The sequence below is a fragment of the Luteimonas suaedae genome, from assembly GCF_008312895.1.
GTDB classification, from domain to species: Bacteria; Pseudomonadota; Gammaproteobacteria; order Xanthomonadales; family Xanthomonadaceae; genus Luteimonas; species Luteimonas suaedae.
In genome coordinates this window covers 103,435-123,201 of the sequence record NZ_VSSP01000008.1, presented here as the reverse complement: position 1 = coordinate 123,201, position 19,767 = coordinate 103,435, and the positions used below count along the sequence as shown (strand labels likewise).

Sequence of the window (19,767 nt, the reverse complement as noted above, 5' to 3'; positions counted from 1 at the left end):
TTCGGATCCTTCTCGGTTGTCCGGGCTGTCGACCAGGCAACCCACGCCGTGACAGCCCCGCCACCTACAGGAAGAGGCCATGCCCGTCTCCGCTGCATCCGCTTCACTACGCACGATCGCGATGTTCGAATGGGCCAAGGGAGGCGCCGCCCTGTTGCTGGCGTCCGGACTCCTCGCGCTCGGCCCGGGCAGACTGCACCACGTCCTCGAACACCTCGCAGCCAGGCTTCACATCGGACGTACTCAAGGCCCGTTCGCCTGGATCGATCGGCATGTCGATCACCGGGATCTGGATATCGTTGCGATGCTGTGCGGCCTGTACGCGGCCTTCCGCCTGGTCGAAGGCTGGGGCCTCTGGCGGAACATGGACTGGGCGATCTGGCTGGGCCTGCTTTCGGTCGCTGCCTATCTGCCGCTCGATGTCCTGGCGGCCATCAGGCATCCCGGTATTTCGAGTTCCGCCCTGCTCGTGTTCAACCTGGCGGTTGCCGCAATACTGGCGGTCAGGCTCGAGATCCATCGGCCGGGCACGTGACCGGACAACTGAACCCATGCACGGGAAACCGAAATAGCGCCGGCGTGGCGGCCCTGGTCGGTTTCAAGCCTTGCGGAACACCAGCCTTCCGCCCTCGGCCTCGACCGCGACCGTATCGCCGCTGCCGAACCCGCCGGACAGGATCTGCTGCGCCAGCGGGTTCTCCAGCTGCTGCTGGATCGCGCGCTTGAGCGGCCGCGCGCCGTAGACCGGGTCGAAACCGACGTTGCCGAGCAGCTCCAGGGCCTGCTCCGAGATATCGAGGCGGATGCCACGCTCGCCCAGGCGCTTTTCCAGCCCGCGCATCTGGATCCGCGCGATCGCCTTGATCTGCGGCTTGTCGAGCGGGTGGAACACGACGATGTCGTCGAGCCGGTTGATGAACTCCGGGCGGAAATGCGACTGCACCACGCCGAGCACGGCAGCCTTCATCTGCGTGTACGCCTCCGGGCTGTCGTCGCCGCCCATCTCCTGGATCATCTGGCTGCCGAGATTGGAGGTCATCACGATCACGGTGTTGCGGAAGTCGACCGTGCGGCCCTGGCCGTCGGTCAGGCGGCCGTCGTCGAGCACCTGCAACAGGATGTTGAACACGTCCGGGTGCGCCTTCTCCACCTCGTCGAGCAGGATCACGCTGTACGGCCGCCGCCGCACCGCCTCGGTGAGATACCCGCCTTCCTCGTAGCCGACGTAGCCCGGCGGCGCGCCGACCAGGCGGCTGACAGCGTGCTTCTCCATGAATTCGCTCATGTCGATGCGCACCATGGCGTCGTTGCTGTCGAACAGGAACTCCGCCAGGGACTTGCACAGCTCGGTCTTGCCCACGCCGGTCGGACCGAGGAACAGGAACGAGCCGCTGGGACGGTCCGGATCCGACAGCCCGGCGCGCGAACGCCGCACCGCATCCGAGACGGCCTTGATCGCCTCGTCCTGGCCGACCACGCGCCCGTGCAGGGCCTCCTCCATCTTCAGCAGCTTGTCGCGCTCGCCTTCGAGCATTTTCGAAACCGGGATGCCGGTCCAGCGCGCGACCACCTCGGCGATCTCCTCGGCGGTGACCTTGTCCTGCAGCAGGGTGAAGCCCTGGGTCTCGGCCTCCTGCGCGGCGGCCAGCTGCTTCTCCAGTTCCGGCAGGCGGCCGTACTGGATCTCGCTCATCTTCGTGTAGTCCTGCTTGCGCTGCGCGGCCTCCAGTTCCAGGCGCGCCTGCTCGATCTGCTCCTTGAGCTTCGTCGCACCCTGCACGGTGGCCTTCTCGGCCTTCCACACTTCTTCCAGGTCGTTGTACTCGCGTTCCAGCGCCTCGATCTCGGTTTCCAGGTCGGACAGGCGCTGCTTCGACTCAGCGTCCTTCTCCTTCTTCAGCGCCTCGCGCTGGATCTTGAGCTGGATCAGGCGACGCTCCTTGCGGTCGAGCTCCTCCGGCTTGGAGTCGATCTCCATGCGGATGCGGCTTGCGGCCTCGTCCATCAGGTCGATGGCCTTGTCCGGCAGCTGGCGGTCGGCGATGTAGCGGTGGCTCAGGGTGGCCGCGGCGACGATCGCCGGATCGGTGATCTCGACCCCGTGGTGCACGGCGTACTTCTCCTTGAGTCCGCGCAGGATGGCAATGGTGTCCTCCACGCTCGGCTCGCCGACGAACACCTTCTGGAAGCGGCGCTCCAGGGCCGCGTCCTTCTCGACGTACTTGCGGTACTCGTCGAGCGTGGTCGCGCCGATGCAGTGCAGCTCGCCCCGCGCGAGGGCGGGTTTCAGCATGTTGCCGGCGTCCATCGAGCCTTCGGCCTTGCCGGCGCCGACCACGGTGTGCAGTTCGTCGATGAACAGGATGATCTGGCCCTCGTTCTTGGCCAGGTCGCTGAGCACCGCCTTCAGGCGCTCCTCGAACTCGCCGCGGAACTTGGCGCCGGCGATCAGCGCGCCCATGTCCAGCGACAGCACGCGCTTGCCGCGCAGGCCCTCGGGCACTTCACCATTCACGATGCGCTGCGCCATGCCTTCCACGATCGCGGTCTTGCCCACGCCGGGCTCGCCGATCAGCACCGGATTGTTCTTGGTGCGCCGCTGCAGCACCTGCACGGTGCGGCGGATCTCCTCGTCGCGGCCGATCACCGGGTCGAGCTTGCCGCTCTCGGCGCGCGCGGTCAGGTCGATGGTGTACTTCTCCAGCGCCTGCCGCGCTTCCTCGGCGTTCTCGTCCTGCACCTTCTCGCCGCCGCGCATGGCGTCGATCGCCGCGCCCAGCCGGGTCTTGTCGGCGCCTGCCGCCTGCAGCGCCCGGCCCGCCTCGCCGCGGTCCTCGAGTGCGGCCAGCAGGAACAGCTCCGAGGCGATGTAGGCGTCGCCGCGCTGCTGCGCCAGCTTGTCGGTGACGTTGAGCAGGCGGCCCAGGTCGTTGCCGACCGAGATGTTGCCGGCCTGGCCGGACACCTTCGGCAGCTTCTCCAGAATCTCGCCCAGGCGCTCGCGCAGCAGCGGCACGTTGACCCCGGCCTGCGACAGCAGCGGCCGGGTGCCGCCGCCGGACTGGTCCAGCAGCGCCACCAGCAGGTGCACCGGTTCGATCAGGTTGTTGTCGCGCCCGACCGCCAGCGACTGCGCATCGGCGATCGCCTGCTGGAAGCGCGAGGTGAGCTTGTCCATCCGCATTGGCTGATTCTCCAGCTCGGAGCCGGGTCAAGGTCCCGGCAATGTCCTGCAGATGCGGGCCAGACAGGGCGGAATCAAGGCGCCGATGGTGATGACTGCCGCGCGACGGCGCCGTTGCGAATCCCGAATCACGAATCCCCAATCCCGGCTTTCAAGCCAGCGGCGCTGGCTGGATGATCTCGACCCAGTAGCCGTCCGGGTCCTTGATGAAGGCGATGCTCTTCATGCTGCCGTCGCTCAGGCGCTTCTGGAACGGCACCTGCAACGCCTCGAAGCGTGCGCAGGCGGCGCGGATGTCCGGCACGCTGACGCAGATGTGGCCGAACCCGCGCGGTTCGCGGTTGCCGTCGTGGTAGACCGGCCCGGGCTCGGACTCGGTGCCGTGGTTGTGGGTCAGCTCCAGCACCCCGCGCTGGCGCGCCAGCCACTGTCGGCGCGCCTCGTCGCCGTCGGGAATGTCGTCGCCGTCTTCGGCCAGCACCAGGAAATACAACGAGAACTTCGCCTGCTCGAAATCCACCTTGCGCACCAGCGTGAAGCCCAGCACGCGGGTGTAGAAATCCAGCGAGGCCTGCGGATCCTTGATCCGCAGCATGGTGTGATTGAAGACGAAATCGCGGGTCGCGGCGTCGCGGATGGCGGCGACGCCCGGAACGGCGGCGAGTTCGCCGCGGGTCTGTGCGGTCATGGGATCGGCTCCGGTCGTGGGACCGGCATTATCGGCGAGTCCGGCGTATCGGCGTCGTCGTCCGGGAGCAGCCAGCCCTCGTAGCGCACCACCCGGCCGATCAGCGGCAGCACCGCCTCGACCAGGAACTCGTAGCGCCCCTCGTGCTCGCGTTCGCAGCAGCCGACCTCGGCGAACAGCCACGACGGCAACGGCAGGATGCCGAACAGGCGCACCCCTGCCGTGTTCCAGAACAGCATGCCGTCGTTGACGTGCAGCAGGAAACGGAACTGCAACGGCCCACGACGCTCCAGCAGCCGACCGCCACGCGCGCGCAGCTGCGAGGACATGCGCATGCCGGCGAAATCACGATGCCAGCGCTCGCCTGCGGTATCGGCGATGAACTCGACGGTCACCGGCACGTCGTTGCCCGCACGCGGCAGCCCGGCGATCCGTGCACACAGGCGCGCCAGCGGGTTGCTGCCGCCGTCGATCGTGGCACGCCCGGCCATGCGCCGGCGGCCATGGCTCGAATGCAGCAGGCGCACCGCATCCGGCAACGTGTAGAACGGCGCGCCGAGCAGGGTCTGGAACAGCGTCGGGGACATCGCGGAACCTGGTGGCGTGCGGGCGCGCAGCATAGCGCCTGCTCAGCGCGCCGGGGAACGCGGGGGCTGCAACGCCAGCAGGCCCAGCACCACCGCCAGCGCGGCGTAGGCGCCGGCGAACTGCCAGGCGATGGTGCGGCGCAGGCCCTCGAGCTCCCACGGCAGGTAGATGGCGCCATGCGGATGCGCCGAGTGGATGATGCCGAACGCAGTCAGCGCCGCGGCCAGCAGCAGGCAGCTGACCGCACGCCACGGGCGGGCGTCGATCATCGCCACCAGCGTGGTCGCCCACAGCATCGCGGTGATGATGAAGCCGTTGCCGAGCACCACGATCGTCGCCAGCTCCGGCAGGCCGTGGCCGTCGGCCGAGGCGTACAGTTCGGCCAACCGCTCCGGCGCGATCCAGGCCGGATTGCCGAACTTGATCGTCAGCAGGTAGGCCACCGCCGGCAGGAACGCCAGCGCCACCGCGATCGCGTGCTCGCGGCGGGTGCTGTGGAAGGCCTGTACCGAGATGTCGACACCGACGTAGACGATGATCGGCGCCAGCACCGCCAGCGGCAGCCACTGCACCAGCCCCGAGACGATGCCGAGCATGCCGCCCAGGCCGATGAACAAGCCGGTCAGCAGCGTGTAGCCGCTGCGCGCGCCCATGTGCTTGTAGGCCGGTTGGCCGATATACGGCGTGGTCTGCGCCACGCCGCCGCAGACGCCGGCGACCAGCGTCGACACCGCCTCGACCAGCAGCACGTCGCGGGTGCGATAGTCGTCGCCGGCCGCACGCGCGCTTTCACTGACATTGATGCCACCGACCACCATCAGCAGGCCGAACGGCAGCAGCAGCGACAGGTAAGGCACAGCCGCCGGCAGGCCGTCGAGGAAGCCGAGCGTCGGCCACGGCAGTACCGGCGCCAGCGGCAACGGCTGCGGCAGCGCGAACCCCGGCAGCACGCCGGCCAGGCCGAGCCCGTAATAGAGCGCCAGGCCGACCAGGAACGCGAACAGCACGCCCGGAATCCGCAGCGGCAGCCGTCCTTTTGCGACCAGCGCATACAGCAGCAGGCCCAGGGTGACCAGGCCGACCACCGGCGAGCGTAGCGTCTCGACCAGCGGCAGGAAGCCCAGCAGCACCAGCGCCGCACCGCCGATCGAGCCCAGCAGCGCCGCCCGCGGCACCCAGCGGGTGATCGCGTCGCCGGCGAAGGACAGGACGAGCTTCAGCGCGCCCATGATCACCAGCGAGGCCATGCCCAGCTGCCAGGTGGCGATGCCGGCCGCCTGCGGATCGAGCCCCTGCGCGCGCATTCCGGTGAACGCCGGCCCGAGCACCAGCAGCGCCATGCCGATGCTGGTCGGCGCATCGAGGCCGAGCGGCATCGCGGTCACGTCGTCGCGCCCGCTGCGCGCCGCCAGCCGCCGCGCCATCCACGTGTACAGCAGGTTGCCGACCAGCACCCCGAAAGCCGTGCCCGGAAACGTCCGCCCGAACACGACTTCCGCCGGCACCCCGAAGATGCCGACCAGCGCCGCGGCGATGAAGCCGAGGATCGACAGGTTGTCGACCACCAGGCCGAAGAAGCCGTTGAGGTCGCCGGGGACGAACCAGCGGGGTTTGCTCATGCGCGAACCAGATTGGCTCCCTCTCCCCCGCTTGCGGGGGAGAGGGTTGGGGTGAGGGGGAGTGACCGGAGCCGGAGCGAACAAAATAAGCCGACGCATCGAGCGCCGGAACACCGAAGACCTCCTTCTTCGGACCCGACCCGGTGGCCAAGTGCCGGCGGCTTCGGCTGTACCCCCTCACCCCAGCCCTCTCCCCCGCTCGCGGGGGAGAGGGAGCAGAGCGAGGCGCTGGCCACGCCGAGCAAGAGAGACACGTGCCGTGCTCTCAAAACCGCGCGGTGAACTCCACCCCGTAGGTCCGCGGCTCGTTGAGGAATCCAGTGAGATTATTGAAATCGATCGCCCCGACCACGCGCGTGGTGTCGGTGATGTTGCGCCCGAACAGCGCCACCTCGTAGTCGCCGTAGTTCCAGTTGTAGCCCGCGCGCAGGCCGCCCTCGAGCAGCGACTTGCTGCGGAACTCCACCGACTCGTACAGGAAGAAGTTCACCGCGCTGCGGTAGGCCCAGTCGGTGTAGACGAAGAACTCGCCCTCGCCCACCGGCACGCCGTAGCGTGCGGTGAGCGTGTGTACCCACTCGGGCGCCTGCGGCAGCGGGTTGCCGTCGATCAGCACCGTGCCGGGCCGATCCGGATCGGGACTGGCCGGATCGATGACCGTGCAGCCGCCGCCGCAGGGCGCGACCGCCAGGTCCGGATCGTCGATCTCGGTGTCGTTGTAGCTGCTACCCAGGGTGACCAGCAGGTTGTCGGTGACGTAGGCCTCCAGGTCGAGTTCGAAACCCTGGCCGCGGGTCTTGTCGGCGTTGAGCAGGATCGCCTCGTTGCGCGCGCCGCCCACGGCGATGATCTGCTGGTCGTCGACGTCGTAGCGGAACAGGTTGAAGCCGATCCGCGCGCGGCGGTCCCACAGGTCAGCCTTGACGCCGGCCTCGAACGAGATCGCCTCCTCGGAATCGGCCACCGACGGCTGCGGTACCGCCTGGAACAGCAGCCGCGCCTGGATCGACGGCGCGCGGAAGCCCTTGGCCACGCGCCCGTAGAAGTTGACGTCGTCGTTCATCGCGAACACGCCGCTCAGGTCCCAGCTGACGTCGCTGGCGTCGGTGCGGACCGGGAACGGCCCGGCCGGATCGCCGCCGGTGGCGCTTTCGATGATGCGCGCGCTGAAGTCCTTTTCGTCCTCGGTATAGCGCACGCCGCCGCGCAGCTTGAAGCGCTCGGTGAGGTCGAAATCGCCGGAGGCGAACACCGCCCAGGCCTTGTTGCGCTGCGTCTGCTGCGCCCAGCCGTTGCGCACGCCGCCGGCCAGGGTGTCGTAGTTGAAGCTGTCGATGGTGATGTCTTCGTCGAACCAGAACAGCCCGGCCTGCCAGTCGAGGCGGCCCCACTCGTTGGACTCGACGCGGAACTCCTGGGTGATCTGGCGGTGGTCGGGCAGGCCGTCGGCCGATTCGGACGGGAACCGGGCGCCGACCAGCGGCGGGCCGATGTCGAGCCCATCGGACGGGTCGAAGTCGAAGCTGTAGACGGAGCCGCCGTCGATGTCGCCGCGATTGAGCGACTCGGCGCTCTCGTAGCCGGTGATCGAATGCAGCGTCACCCGGTCCAGGTCCCAGCGCAGGCGCGCGCTGCCGCCCCAGGTCTCCAGGTCGGAGAAGTTGGCGCCGTCGGTGGAGACCGTCTCGCGATCGAAGCCCGGCACCAGGTCGTTGCTGCCCGGCGCGATGATGTTGGCGCGGAACAGCCGCGCGGTGCCGTTCATGTGCCGCTTGTGCAGGTTGAACAGTCCTTCGAAGCCATCGCCCTCGTACAGGAACTGCACCCGTGCGGCGGACTCGTCGTAGCCCTCGAAACCGTCGTTGGGACCGTCGAAGGCGTTGTCCACCCAGTCGTCGCGGCGCTGGTACAGCGCCGAAGCGCGCGCCGACCAGCGCTCGGTCAGCGGACCGCCGTAGGCGCCCTCGAAATTGAACAGGCCGTCGTTGCCGACCGAGACCTGCGCATAGCCGCCGGCCTCCTGCGACGGCTTGGCCGACTCGAACTTGACCACGCCGGCCGGGGTGTTGCGGCCGAACAGCGTGCCCTGCGGCCCGCGCAGCACTTCCACGCGCTCCAGGTCGAACACCGGGAAGCCCTTCAGCAGCGGGCTTTCCTGCACCACTTCGTCGTAGACCAGCGAGACCGGCTGCGAGGCGTTGAGGTCGAAATCGGTATTACCGAGGCCGCGGATGTAGAAGCGCGGGAACGCGCGGCCGTAGGAGGACTCGATGTTGAGGCTGGGCACGCGCCCGGACAGGAAGCGGATATCGCCGCCGCCCGAGCCGAACACGTCGAGCTTCTCGCCGGACACCGCGGTGATCGATACCGGCACGTCCTGGATGTTCTCCACGCGGCGCTGCGCGGTGACCTCGACGGCATCGAGCGTGGTCGCCGACGGCGGTTGCGCGGAATCGTCCTGCGGCGACTGCGCCAGGACCGGCGACGCCAGCGCCAGCGCGACCGCAGCGGTCAGCAGGCGTGACAGGGGAAGGGTGGCATTGCACGACTCGGGCATGGGCATGACGGTGGTCATCCGGTGGCGTGAAGGGGCGGAGCACAGGCATGTTGCAGTACAGCAACACTCCGGGCAAATGATCATGACAGGGCGAGATCGGGAGACCCAGGCCCGGAAGGCTCAGTCGCCCACCCCGCCTCCGGCATGGGCTCGAGGCCGAGGCCTGCGCACCGGCCTGGGACGCCGGCGCCGGCTTCGCCTTGACGAAGTGCGATGGCCTCTGCCCGTCATCCCGGCGCAGGCGGCGATCCCGTTCGGCTTCGCCGTACGTTTCCGGGCACTGGATCCCGGCTTGCGCCGGGATGACGGACAAGAGCGCACGGCTCCTTATGCGGATGCGGATGCGGATGCGGATGCGGATGCGGATCCGGGTTCGGGTTCGGGTTCGGGTTCGGGTTCGGGTTCGGGTTCGGATCCGGGTTCGGGGTTCGGGTTCGGGTTCGGGTTCGGGTCCGGGTGCGAGTCCGGATCGGAACTTTCCTCGCACTTCCCGGCGCTTGTCTCCCCCCTTTGAAAAAGGGGGATTGAGGGGGATTTGCTGTTGCTGTTGTTTGGCCAAGCGTCGAGCAAACTCCTCCCCTCCTCTTTTTTCAAAAGGGGGGTGAGCAAGCCGAACCAGCGGACGCCAAATCCGAACCTGCGGATCCCAACTCGAAAGTCTTCACCCGACTTCGGCACAATGGGGCGATGGCAGCCGCGACCCCCACCCGTCCGCCGCCGCCGATGCTCGAGGACGATTGCGCATTGTTCCTGGACGTCGACGGTACCCTGCTCGACTTTGCACTCGACCCCGCGGAGGTCGCGGTGCCGCCACCGCTACGCGCCATCCTGCAGGCGCTGGCCGGCCGCCTGGACGGCGCGGTGGCGTTGGTCAGCGGACGGCCGCTGGCCACGATCGACGCCCTGTTCGCGCCGCTGAAGCTCCCCGTCGCCGGCATGCACGGGCTCGAGCGCCGCAATGGCGGGCGCCAGGCAAAAAAGACGCCGCGCCCGCCCGAGGCCCTGCTCCGCGTGCGCGGCGAGGCCGAAAGCCTGACCCACCGCTACCCCGGCACCATGGTCGAGGACAAGGGCACCGGAATCAGCCTGCACTGGCGCCGCGCGCCGCAACACGCGCCGGCGATGCGCGCCTTCGCCGAGGCTGCGCTGCCGCGACTGCCCGGCTACCGGCTGCAGCACGGCGACCACGTGGTGGAACTGCGCCCCGGTGGCGCCGACAAGGGCGACGCCATCGCCGCGTTCCTCGACGAGACGCCGTTCCGCGGCCGCCGTCCGGTGTTCGTCGGCGACGACCTCACCGACGAGCACGGGTTCGCGGTCGTCAACGCCCGCGGCGGTACCAGCGTGCTGGTCGGCGAGCGCGAACCCAGCGCGGCGCACTACTGGCTGCCCGATACCACCGCGGTCTACGCCTGGCTCGAATCCAACCACAGGACCCTGACGGAATGACGCAAGCGACACTCGACCTCGGCGTGATCGGCAACGGCAGCTTCGGCGCCCTCATCGACGACCGCGCGCGCGTGGTCTGGAGCTGCCTGCCCGCCTTCGACGGCGATCCCGCGTTCTGCGCCCTGCTCTCGCCGCGCGACCACGACGGCGGCGACTTCAGCATCGAGCTCGAGGACTTCGAACGCAGCGAACAGGCCTATCTCACCAACACCGCGATCCTGCGCACGGTGCTGTACGACCGCCACGGCGGCGCGGTGGAGATCATCGACTTTGCCCCGCGCTGGCGCCAGAACGACCGGTTCTACCGGCCGGTTTCGATCATGCGCAAGGTCTCGCCGCTGACCGGCAATCCGCGTATCCGCGTGCGCCTGCGGCCGCTGGCCGATTGGGGCGCGCGCCTGCCCGAGGTCACCTGGGGGAGCAACCACATCCGCTACCTGCTGCCCGGCTTCATCCTGCGCCTGACCACCGACGCGCCGGTGCGCTTCGTGCACGAGGAGATCCCGTTCGTGCTCAGCCATTCCGTGCACCTGCTGCTGGGCGCAGACGAGTCCTTGACACGGCCGCTGGCACTGTTCATGCACGAGGCACAGGAACGCACTACGCACTACTGGCGTGAATGGGTGCGCTACCTGTCGATTCCGCTGGAATGGCAGGAGGCGGTGATCCGCAGCGCGATCACGCTGAAGCTGTGCCAGTACGAGGACAGCGGCGCGATCATCGCCGCGATGACCAGTTCGATCCCGGAGGCGCCGCACACGCCACGCAACTGGGACTATCGCTACTGCTGGTTGCGCGACGCGGCGTTCGTGGTACGGGCGCTCAACCGCCTTGGCGCGACCCGCAGCATGGAGGAGTTCTTGCGCTACATCTTCAACATCGCCACACACGATGGCAGCCTGCAGCCGCTGTACGGGATCGACTTCGCCGAAAAGCTCGAGGAGCATGAGGTCGAGAGCCTGCGCGGCTATCGCGAGATGGGGCCGGTGCGGCGCGGCAACCTGGCCTGGGTGCAGAAGCAGCACGACATCTACGGCAGCGTGGTGCTGGCCTCCACGCAGCTGTTCTTCGACCTGCGCCTGGCCGACCCGGGCGATGCCGATACGTTCCGCAAGCTGGAGCCACTGGGCGAGCACGCATTCGCGCTGCACGACGAACCGGACTCGGGCCTGTGGGAGTTCCGCGGCCGCGCCGAGGTGCACACCTACACTGGCGCGATGTGCTGGGCGGCCTGCGATCGGCTGGCCAAGATCGCCGCGCAGCTCGGCCTCGAGGACCGCAACGCCTACTGGCGCGGGCGCGCAGACACCATCCGCGAACGCGTGCTGACCGAGTCGTGGAACAGCGAGCTCAACCACTTCACCGACACCTTCGGCGGCCACCGAATCGATGCCTCGCTGCTGCTGCTTTCGGACATCGGGTTCATCGACGCCGACGACCCACGCTTCGTCGCCACCGTGGAAGCCATCGGCCGTGATCTCAAGCGCGGCGACGGCCTGTTCCGCTACATCGCACCGGACGACTTCGGCTCGCCCGAGACCAGCTTCACCATCTGCACGTTCTGGTACATCGACGCGCTGGCGGCGATCGGCCGCCACGACGAGGCGCGCGAGCTGTTCGAGCGCATCCTCGCGCGTCGCAATCCACTCGGATTGTTGTCGGAGGATCTGTCGTTCGAGGACGGCGAGGCCTGGGGCAACTTCCCGCAGACCTATTCGCACGTCGGCCTGATCATCGCCGCGATGCGGCTGTCGCGCAGCTGGCAGCACGCTTCATGAGCCGGCTGGTGGTCGTCTCCAACCGCGTCGCGGTGCCGGGCGAGAGCCGCGCCGGCGGGCTGGCGGTGGCGCTGGAGGCGGCGCTCGAGGAGCACGGCGGGCTCTGGTTCGGCTGGAGCGGCAAGACCTCGCGCGAGGGCAGCGGCCAGCTGCACGAGCAGCGCGGAGGCGACATCCGCTATCTCACCGTAGATCTCAGCCGCACCGACCTGGACGCGTACTACAACGGCTTCGCCAACCGCACGCTGTGGCCGCTGCTGCATTTCCGCCTCGACCTGGTCGACTACGACCGCAAGACCCGCGAAGGCTACGCCCGGGTCAACGCGCTGTTCGCCGAGAAACTGGCGCCGCTGCTGAAGGACGACGACCTCGTCTGGATCCACGACTATCACCTGATCCCGCTGGCCTCGATGCTGCGTGAACGCGGGATCGGTTGCCGCATCGGCTTCTTCCTGCACGTGCCGATGCCGTCCTCGGACCTGCTGGCGGCGATGCCCAACCATTCGCGGCTGTTCTCGTCGCTGTACGCCTACGACCTGGTCGGCTTCCAGACCCGGCGCGACGTCGAGCGCTTCCAGGATTACGTGCGCCTGTTCGGCGGCGGCAAGGTACTTCGCGACGGCATGCTGCAGGCGCCGGGTGGGCGCCGGTTCCGCGCGGCGGCGTTCCCGATCAGCATCGACACCGAGAGGATCGCCAGGCAGTCGGCGGCGGCGGTCAACAAGACCGGCATCCGCGGCCTGCGCGCCAGCCTCGATCGCCGCGACCTGGCGATCGGCGTCGACCGGCTCGATTATTCCAAGGGACTTCCGGAGCGCTTCCGCGGTTTCGAGCGCTACCTCGATCGCCACCGCGACCAGAAAGGCAGCCTGACCTACCTGCAGATCGCGCCGGTCTCGCGCGGCGACGTCAGCGAATATCGCAAGCTGCGCAGCGAGCTGGAGCAGATCTCCGGGCACATCAACGGCGCGCATGCGCAGCCGGACTGGACCCCGTTGCGCTACGTCAACCGCAACTTCGCCCACGGCACGCTGACCGGTTTCTACCGCATGGCGCGGGTCGGCCTGGTCACGCCGCTGCGCGACGGCATGAACCTGGTTGCCAAGGAGTTCGTGGCGGCGCAGGACCCGGAGGATCCCGGCGTGCTGGTGCTGTCGCTGCTGGCCGGCGCCGCCTACGAGCTGAAGGAAGCGCTGCTGGTCAACCCGCACGACTACGACGGCGTCGCCGACGCGATCGCCATCGCCGCGACCATGTCGCTGGACAAGCGCAAGGAGCGCTGGCACGCGATGATGGAACACCTGCGCAAGCACGACATCGGCTACTGGCGGCGCAGCTACCTGGAAGCCCTGGAAACGGCCTGACGCCAGACGAGGCGCCCGCTGCTTCCCGCTTCCCGCTTCCCGCTTCCGAGCATCGCGCTACAGCCCCGATTTCCGCTCCCTCCCCTCTCTCCCTTCTCCCGCCTGCGGGAGAAGGTGGCGCGAAGCGCCGGATGAGGGCGCTCTTGGGCGCGTTCGCGCCCATCGCCCATTCGCCCCGGATCAAGTCCGGGGCTGGCTTTTCGCGCCGCTCCCCGTTTGCGGGAACGGCCGGCGTGGGGGCCGACGGAGCTGGCGCAGCGGATGTCCGGCAGCGGACACGAGTGGAAAGCGCATCCCGGTGTAGCACCGCCAATCCCGACGCATCCTTCGCCGCTCCGCTCATGCCCTATCCCGACCTTCCCGCGCAAGCGGGGAAAGCGGAAACCAGATGCCTTCGGAGCGGCGGGCAGGTGTCCCCTGACAAACGCCCTGCTCTTTGTCACGCCTTGATCTCGACACCGTCCCTTCTCCCGCTTGCGGGAGAAGGTGCCCCGTAGGGGCGGATGAGGGCGCGGCGAAGCCGCAAAATATCGGCCATCGCGGCTCCGCCGCACCCTCACCCCAACCCCTCTCCCGCAAGCGGGAGAGGGGCTTAAAGCCGACGGCCGGAAAGGTCGAACCTTGATGGTCCCCCGGGCCAAGCCGGGGTTTGCTTAAAATCAGGCCCGGTACACCACCGTCGCCATGCGCCCGGTGCGGGTATCCCGGCGATACGAGAAGAACCGGTTCGGGTCCGAGATCGTGCACAGGCCGCCGCCATGGACATCGCCGTCCGCGAGGCCGGCGCTGGCCAGGCGCATCCGCGCCAGTGCGTACAGGTCCGCACGCCAGTGACCGGGCCGCGTCGATGTAAAGGCGACTCCGGCACCCGCATCGTGTGCGACGAACGCCTCGCGCACCCCGGCATCGACCTCATACGCCTGCGGCCCCGCGGCCGGGCCGAGCCAGGCGACGAGGTCGCCGGGGCGGGCGTGCATCGCGGCCACCGTCCGCTCCAGCACGCCGGCGGCCAGGCCGCGCCAGCCGGCATGGGCCGCGGCGATCGCGCTGCCGTCCTTCGCGGCAAGGACCACCGGCAGGCAGTCGGCGGTCAGGACCGCCAGCACCACGCCGGGCTCCGAGGTGACGGACGCATCGGCCTCCGGCTCGTCGCCGGCTGCGGGCTCCGGCCCGGCCCCGGCGACAACGGGATCGTCCGACGCGGCCGCATCGAAGCGGCAGACGGCCGTGCCATGCACCTGACGCAACCAGTGCGGCGCCGACGGCAAGCCGAAGCGCGCCACCAGGGCGTCGCGATTGCGCTGCACCGCGCCGGCATCGTCGCCGGAGCGCACACCGAGATTGAAGCTGTCGAACGGCGGCCGCGACACGCCGGCGCCATGACGCAACGTGGTGAACGCGACCACGCCCGGTGGCGCCGGCCACTCCGCGTGCAGCGCGGCGTTCATGCGCGCGCCACCGGCGGCGAATGGCGCGCCCGCGGGTGCCGAACGGCGCCGGCGCGTGTGCGCACCCGGCAGCGGTCGTCCCGACGCGACCGGTCCGGCGTCACCGCCCGGTTCCGGCGTGCGCCTTGGTGTCTTCGCGCAGCTGCCGCATCAGCGTCTGTATGTCCTCCGGTACCGGCGCGTCGACGCGCAACGGCTCGTCGCTGCGCGGATGCACGAACTCCAGCGTCTCGGCATGCAGCGCCTGGCGGCGGAATCCGCGCAGCGCAGCCGCCAGTTCCGCGGTGGCCGCCTTCGGCAGCTTCAGCGCGCCGCCGTACAGCGGATCGCCGATGATCGGGTGGCGCAGATGCTGCATGTGCACCCGGATCTGGTGGGTACGGCCGGTCTCGAGCCGGCACTCGAGCGCGGTATGCGCGCGGAACCGTTCGCGCACGCGGAAATGGGTGACGGCGTCGCGGCCACCTTCGCGCACCGCCATCCGCAGGCGGTCGCGCGAGTGGCGGTCGATCGGGGCGTCGGCGGTCCCGCCACTGACCAAGGCACCGACCACGACCGCGAGGTACTGGCGGTGCACCTTGCGCGCGGACAGCTGCGCGACCAGCGCGGCGTGCGCCTGCACGGTGCGCGCCACCACCATCACGCCCGAGGTGTCCTTGTCGAGCCGGTGCACGATGCCGGCGCGCGGCAGCGCCGACAGCGCTGGATCGCGGTGCAGCAACGCATTGACCAAGGTGCCGCTGCGGTTGCCGGCGCCCGGGTGCACCACCATGCCGGCGGGCTTGTCGATCACCAGCACCTCGGCGTCCTCGTGCAGCACGGTCAGCGCGATGTCCTCGGGGGCATCGTGGGTCCGCTCCTCCAGCACCACGTCCAGGGTGACGGTCTCGCCGCCGGCCACCGGGTCGCGAGGCCGCACCTGGCGGCCGTCGAGCAGGGCGTCGCCGGCCTTGATCCATCCGGACAGCCGCGAGCGGGAGAACTCCGGGAACAGCTCGGCCAGCGCCGCATCGAAGCGGCGGCCGGCCAGCGTTTCCGGCATGCGCAGGCTGCGCGGGATGCTGTCGTCGGGATCGGGATCGGTCATGGATGGCCTCGGTTCAGCCGCGGTCGTCGGGCCGGCGACCCGGACTGCTATTATCGGCCCTTCGTGCCGCTCACGCCCAACGCCCCATGACCCAAACCCGCTCCCTGCTGCGCACCGCGCTGATCCTGTCGCTGCTGGCCGCCTTCGTCGCGTCCGGCTGCTCGCGCCTGCGCGGCGACAAGACCGACGTCGACGAGGGCGTTCCGGTCGAGGAGCTGTACGAGAAGGGGCACCAGTCCATGCGCTACGGCAACTGGAGCAGCGCAGCCACGACCTTCCGCCGCCTGGTGGCGCAATACCCGTACGGCCCCTACACCGAGCAGGCGTTGATCGAGACCGCCTACGCGCACTACAAGTCCGGCAACAACGAGGAGGCGATCTCCAGCATCGACCGCTTCCTGCGCACCTACCCCACGCATCGCAACACCGCCTATATGTACTACCTGCGCGGCCTGGTGAACTCCAACCGCGACACCGTGTTCCTGCAGCGGGTGTGGTCGCTCGACGCCAGCCGCCGCGACCTGGCCACGCCGAACCAGGCCTATGCCGACTTCAACATCGTCGCCGAACGCTTCCCCAACAGCCGCTACGCCGAGGACGCGCGCCTGCGCATGGCGGCGCTGCGCAACATGTTCGCCCGCCACGAAATAGAGACCGCCCTGTACTACCTGCGCCGCGGCGCCTGGGTGGCCGCCAGCAAGCGTGCGACCTACGTGCTCGAGACCTATCCGCAAAGCATGTACCAGAACGACGCGGTGGCGGTGATGGCCGAGGCGTACACGCGGCTGGGCAACGAGACGCTGGCCGCCGACGCCCGCCGCGTGCTGGAGCTCAACGAGCCCGACCACCCGTGGCTGAGCGGTGGCTGGCCCGACTATCCGTGGGCGATCCGCAAGCTGAATCCGTTCGCCGGCGAGAAGTCCCCGCTGCGCGAGGAATGATCCGGGGCCGGGTGCGCGGGACTCGCGCGAACCGGCAGCCCCGAAATTCGCCGGCATCGCGCGCATGGCGCGCTCCTGTGAAGGAAGCCGTCTTCGCGATCGTTGTGTTCCTGCCGGGCGCGCGTCCTTTGTCAGCTGCGTCGCATGCGCGGAAGCCCGCCCCCCCCGTAGGAGCGCGCCATGCGCGCGATACCGGCGCGCTCGGGGCCCCTGCTGCGCCGCGGGCAATCCCGCGCGCTATTGCCCTTCCCAGTCGAACCCGGACAGCTGCGCCAGCTCCTCCGGCTCCAGCACGCCGGTGTGCTGCAGGCCGTGGATGACCCAGGTCGGATAGGACGACACCCCGGCGGCGACGCACTCGCGTGCGACCGCGCCGCCGCGCCCCTGCGGGCTGCACTCGACGTACGGCAGGCGGTCGGCCGAGGCGCCGAACAGGCGGGTCTGACGACGGCAGTTGCCGCACCAGGAGGCGCCGTAGTACTTCGCGTCGATCGCCTCCAGGTGGGTCACCAGCGCGGCGACGCGCGGATTTTCCGGGCGCCGGTCGAGCACGCCGCTGGCCGCCACCTCCAGCACCGCAACCAGGCCGAGCGCCAGCAGCCCGCCGCCGAGCCACCAGCTGCGCCAGTCCTGCTCCGGCATCGCCGGCCTGCACAGGTGTACCCGCGCGAAGATCGCCGCCATCGTCGCCAGCGAAGCCAGGCACCAGCCACAGGTCGCCTGCAGCGAAACCAGCGCGGCGACGGTCAGGTACACGCTCACCGCCAGGCCCAGCAGTGACAGGCGCGACAGCCGACGCCAGCGCCGCGACAGCGAGCGGCCGGTCGCCGCGACAAGCGCGATCAGCGCGTACATCGCGAATCCCCACAGCGCCAGCGGCAGGCCGAACAGCGTCGACCAGCGGCTCTCGGCGATCACGTCGCAGCCGCCGCCCTCGGCACAGAACGCCGGTGCCGCACTGCTCCAGGCGGCAACGGTCAGATAGCCGGTCAGCAACAGACCGAACACGGCGAGCACGAGCACCCATGCCTCCGGCTTCAGCCGCGGCGGACGCGCCCGTGACTGGGCGCCCGATGCCGCGGCGGTGACTGCCGCCGGTCGTTGCTGGGGCTGCTTGCGCTTCTTCTTCGCCATGTGATGTGTACCGAGAATCGTGATCGGTCGATTCTACTCGTGCTGATCCCTTCTCCCCTTGGGGTGAAGGCATACAGCCTGCGAACCGTTGGCTCGCGCACGCGCGGAGGACGGGCGATGCGTCATTGCGGACGACGATGGTGGGCCAAGGCCCACCCTATACCCGCATAGGGTGGGCCTTGGCCCACCGCAAGGCGCCGCTCAGCCGGCGTAGCCATTGCTGATCGGATAGCGCCGTTCGCGCCCGAACGCGCGGCGCGACACCTTCGGCCCGGGCGCGGCCTGGTGCCGTTTCCATTCGCTGATGCATACCAGCCGCAGCACGTGATCGACGGTTTCGGCGGCGAAGCCGGCGGCGACGATCTCCTCGCGCGACTGCTCGCCGTCGACATAACGCGCCAGGATGCCGTCGAGCACGTCGTACGGCGGCAGCGAGTCCTGGTCCTTCTGGTTGGCGCGCAGTTCCGCCGACGGCGGCCGCGCGATCACCGCCGGCGGGATCACCGGGGCACCGGCCACGGTGTTGCGCCACTTCGCCATCGCGAACACCTCGGTCTTGTACAGGTCCTTGATCGGCGCGTAGCCGCCGCACATGTCGCCATAGATCGTGGCGTAGCCGACTGCATACTCGCTCTTGTTGCCGGTGGTCAGCAGCAGGCCGCCGAACTTGTTGGACAACGCCATCAGCAGCGCGCCGCGGGTGCGCGACTGCAGGTTCTCCTCGGTGGTATCGACCGGGACGTCGCCGAAGGTCTCCGACAGGGTATCGAGGAAGCCCTGGAACGGCGCCTCGATCGGCAGCGTCAGCAACCGCACGCCCAGCGCCCGGCACTGCTCGTCGGCCAGGTCGTTGCTCAGATCAGCGGTGTAGCGCGACGGCATCCGCACCGCGTTCACGTTCTCCGCGCCCAGCGCGTCGACCGCGATCGCCAGCACCACCGACGAGTCGATGCCGCCGGACAGGCCCAACCAGACCTTCGAAAACCCGTTCTTGAAGCAGTAGTCGCGCACGCCGCGGACCACCGCGCGCCATGCCAGCGCGTCGCGGCCACCGTCGGTCTCCAGCGGCCATTGCACCGCGGTGAGCTCGCGCGATTGCGCGTGGTAGTCGGCCACCAGCCAGTGCTCCTCGAACGCGCGCGCGGCATGGTGGACCTTGCCGCTGGCGTCGGCCAGCACCGAGCTGCCGTCGAACACCAGCGCGTCCTGGCCGCCGACCACGTTGAGATAGGCCAGCGCCACGCCGTTCTCGCGCACGCGCTCGGCCAGCAGCGCATCGCGCTGCGCGTGCTTGCCGCGCTCGAACGGCGAGGCGTTCGGCACCAGCACCAGCTCCGCGCCCACCCGTGCCGTATCGGCCAGCGGTTCCGGGAACCACAGATCCTCGCAGATCACCAGCCCGACCTGCACGCCGCCGACCTCGAACACGCACGACTCGCCGTCCGGATCGACGTGGAAATAGCGGCGTTCGTCGAACACGTTGTAGTTCGGCAGCTCGCGCTTGCGATAGGTGGCGGCGACCTTGCCGTCGCGCAGCACGCTGGCCGAGTTGTACAGCACGCTGCCGGCCGACTCCGGCCAGCCGACCACCGCCACGATCCCCTGCGCCTGCGCGGCGATGGCGTGCAGCGCCTGCTCGCAGTCGGCCAGGAACGACGGCCGCATCAACAGGTCCTCGGGCGGGTAGCCGCTCACCGCCAGTTCCGGGAACAGCACGATGTCGGCGCCGTACTCCTCGCGCGCCTCGACGATCATCAGCCCGATCCGCTCGGCGTTGCGGGCCACGGCGCCGACCGGGAAGTCGAACTGGGCCAAGGCGATGCGCAGGGGTTTGGTCATGGAATCTCGCTGGTTGTCGCGCCTCTCCCACTCGGGAGGGGGCAGTGGAGGAAACGCGCTACATGCGCGCCGATCGTCCGGGATCCCGCCA

14 protein-coding genes are annotated in these 19,767 nt (G+C 69.3%); 5 read left to right on the top strand and 9 right to left on the bottom strand.

Translation table 11 applies throughout. The features are described 5' to 3' along the window. The first annotated feature begins 79 nt into the window (after positions 1-79). Positions 80-535, top strand: a complete 456-nt coding sequence (locus FXO19_RS12980) for a DUF2127 domain-containing protein (RefSeq protein ID WP_149195531.1) — start codon at positions 80-82, stop codon at positions 533-535. 63 nt (positions 536-598) lie between these two features. Here the strand turns inward: FXO19_RS12980 and clpB are convergent, their stop codons facing one another. From clpB to FXO19_RS12955, 5 genes are all read right to left on the bottom strand, one after another. Further along, the gene (clpB, locus tag FXO19_RS12975) at positions 599-3,184 is read right to left on the bottom strand and encodes an ATP-dependent chaperone ClpB (protein WP_149195530.1); all 2,586 of its coding nucleotides are present in this window, start codon (positions 3,182-3,184) and stop codon (positions 599-601) included. A 151-nt stretch (positions 3,185-3,335) separates the two neighbouring features. Further along, positions 3,336-3,872, bottom strand: a complete 537-nt coding sequence (gene gloA, locus FXO19_RS12970; RefSeq protein ID WP_149195529.1) for a lactoylglutathione lyase — start codon at positions 3,870-3,872, stop codon at positions 3,336-3,338. Further along, entirely contained in the window at positions 3,869-4,459 is a 591-nt protein-coding gene (locus tag FXO19_RS12965) for a DUF4166 domain-containing protein (protein WP_255516412.1), read from the bottom strand. The genes gloA and FXO19_RS12965 overlap by 4 nt, the downstream gene beginning before the upstream one ends. 42 nt (positions 4,460-4,501) lie before the next feature. After that, on the bottom strand, positions 4,502-6,079 hold the full coding sequence (locus tag FXO19_RS12960) for a SulP family inorganic anion transporter (protein ID WP_149195527.1): 1,578 nt from the start codon (positions 6,077-6,079) through the stop codon (positions 4,502-4,504). A 265-nt stretch (positions 6,080-6,344) separates the two neighbouring features. Beyond that, entirely contained in the window at positions 6,345-8,642 is a 2,298-nt protein-coding gene (locus FXO19_RS12955; protein WP_187775775.1) for a TonB-dependent receptor, read from the bottom strand. A gap of 681 nt (positions 8,643-9,323) precedes the next feature. Between FXO19_RS12955 and otsB the strand changes: the two genes are divergently transcribed. Genes otsB through otsA form a run of 3 tightly spaced genes read left to right on the top strand, consistent with a single transcriptional unit; the run spans position 9,324 to position 13,227 of the window. Next, entirely contained in the window at positions 9,324-10,085 is a 762-nt protein-coding gene (gene otsB / locus FXO19_RS12945) for a trehalose-phosphatase (RefSeq protein ID WP_149195526.1), read from the top strand. Beyond that, positions 10,082-11,863 carry a glycoside hydrolase family 15 protein gene (locus tag FXO19_RS12940; RefSeq protein ID WP_149195525.1) on the top strand — a complete coding sequence of 594 codons (1,782 nt, stop codon included), beginning with the start codon at positions 10,082-10,084 and terminating at the stop codon, positions 11,861-11,863. Before otsB ends, FXO19_RS12940 begins: the two co-directional genes overlap by 4 nt. Continuing rightward, a complete protein-coding gene (gene otsA / locus FXO19_RS12935; protein WP_149195524.1) occupies positions 11,860-13,227 on the top strand; it encodes an alpha,alpha-trehalose-phosphate synthase (UDP-forming) in 1,368 nt (455 codons plus the stop codon). The genes FXO19_RS12940 and otsA overlap by 4 nt, the downstream gene beginning before the upstream one ends. 659 nt (positions 13,228-13,886) lie before the next feature. Here otsA and pgeF read toward each other — a convergent pair. Together pgeF and rluD are read right to left on the bottom strand one after the other, a co-directional pair. Continuing rightward, a complete protein-coding gene (pgeF, locus tag FXO19_RS12930; protein WP_149195523.1) occupies positions 13,887-14,675 on the bottom strand; it encodes a peptidoglycan editing factor PgeF in 789 nt (262 codons plus the stop codon). Between the two features lie 100 nt (positions 14,676-14,775). Beyond that, positions 14,776-15,762, bottom strand: a complete 987-nt coding sequence (rluD, locus tag FXO19_RS12925; protein WP_149195522.1) for a 23S rRNA pseudouridine(1911/1915/1917) synthase RluD — start codon at positions 15,760-15,762, stop codon at positions 14,776-14,778. 86 nt (positions 15,763-15,848) lie between these two features. Here rluD and FXO19_RS12920 point away from each other — a divergent pair, with 86 nt between their 5' ends. Next, the gene (locus FXO19_RS12920) at positions 15,849-16,703 is read left to right on the top strand and encodes an outer membrane protein assembly factor BamD (protein WP_149195521.1); all 855 of its coding nucleotides are present in this window, start codon (positions 15,849-15,851) and stop codon (positions 16,701-16,703) included. A 237-nt stretch (positions 16,704-16,940) separates the two neighbouring features. Here FXO19_RS12920 and FXO19_RS12915 read toward each other — a convergent pair whose 3' ends face one another. Together FXO19_RS12915 and FXO19_RS12910 are read right to left on the bottom strand one after the other, a co-directional pair. Further along, the gene (locus FXO19_RS12915) at positions 16,941-17,837 is read right to left on the bottom strand and encodes a vitamin K epoxide reductase family protein (protein WP_149195520.1); all 897 of its coding nucleotides are present in this window, start codon (positions 17,835-17,837) and stop codon (positions 16,941-16,943) included. Positions 17,838-18,038: 201 nt separating this feature from the next. Next, on the bottom strand, positions 18,039-19,676 hold the full coding sequence (locus FXO19_RS12910) for an NAD+ synthase (RefSeq protein ID WP_149195519.1): 1,638 nt from the start codon (positions 19,674-19,676) through the stop codon (positions 18,039-18,041). Between the last annotated feature and the right edge of the window lie 91 nt (positions 19,677-19,767).

Bases quoted from the DNA above. Each gene is read 5' to 3' on its own strand.
- FXO19_RS12980 (WP_149195531.1), top strand. From the start codon at position 80: ATGCCCGTCTCCGCTGCATCCGCTTCACTACGCACGATCGCGATGTTC.
- clpB (WP_149195530.1), bottom strand. From the start codon at position 3,184: ATGCGGATGGACAAGCTCACCTCGCGCTTCCAGCAGGCGATCGCCGAT.
- gloA (WP_149195529.1), bottom strand. From the start codon at position 3,872: ATGACCGCACAGACCCGCGGCGAACTCGCCGCCGTTCCGGGCGTCGCC.
- FXO19_RS12965 (WP_255516412.1), bottom strand. From the start codon at position 4,459: ATGTCCCCGACGCTGTTCCAGACCCTGCTCGGCGCGCCGTTCTACACG.
- FXO19_RS12960 (WP_149195527.1), bottom strand. From the start codon at position 6,079: ATGAGCAAACCCCGCTGGTTCGTCCCCGGCGACCTCAACGGCTTCTTC.
- FXO19_RS12955 (WP_187775775.1), bottom strand. From the start codon at position 8,642: ATGCCCATGCCCGAGTCGTGCAATGCCACCCTTCCCCTGTCACGCCTG.
- otsB (WP_149195526.1), top strand. From the start codon at position 9,324: ATGGCAGCCGCGACCCCCACCCGTCCGCCGCCGCCGATGCTCGAGGAC.
- FXO19_RS12940 (WP_149195525.1), top strand. From the start codon at position 10,082: ATGACGCAAGCGACACTCGACCTCGGCGTGATCGGCAACGGCAGCTTC.
- otsA (WP_149195524.1), top strand. From the start codon at position 11,860: ATGAGCCGGCTGGTGGTCGTCTCCAACCGCGTCGCGGTGCCGGGCGAG.
- pgeF (WP_149195523.1), bottom strand. From the start codon at position 14,675: ATGAACGCCGCGCTGCACGCGGAGTGGCCGGCGCCACCGGGCGTGGTC.
- rluD (WP_149195522.1), bottom strand. From the start codon at position 15,762: ATGACCGATCCCGATCCCGACGACAGCATCCCGCGCAGCCTGCGCATG.
- FXO19_RS12920 (WP_149195521.1), top strand. From the start codon at position 15,849: ATGACCCAAACCCGCTCCCTGCTGCGCACCGCGCTGATCCTGTCGCTG.
- FXO19_RS12915 (WP_149195520.1), bottom strand. From the start codon at position 17,837: ATGGCGAAGAAGAAGCGCAAGCAGCCCCAGCAACGACCGGCGGCAGTC.
- FXO19_RS12910 (WP_149195519.1), bottom strand. From the start codon at position 19,676: ATGACCAAACCCCTGCGCATCGCCTTGGCCCAGTTCGACTTCCCGGTC.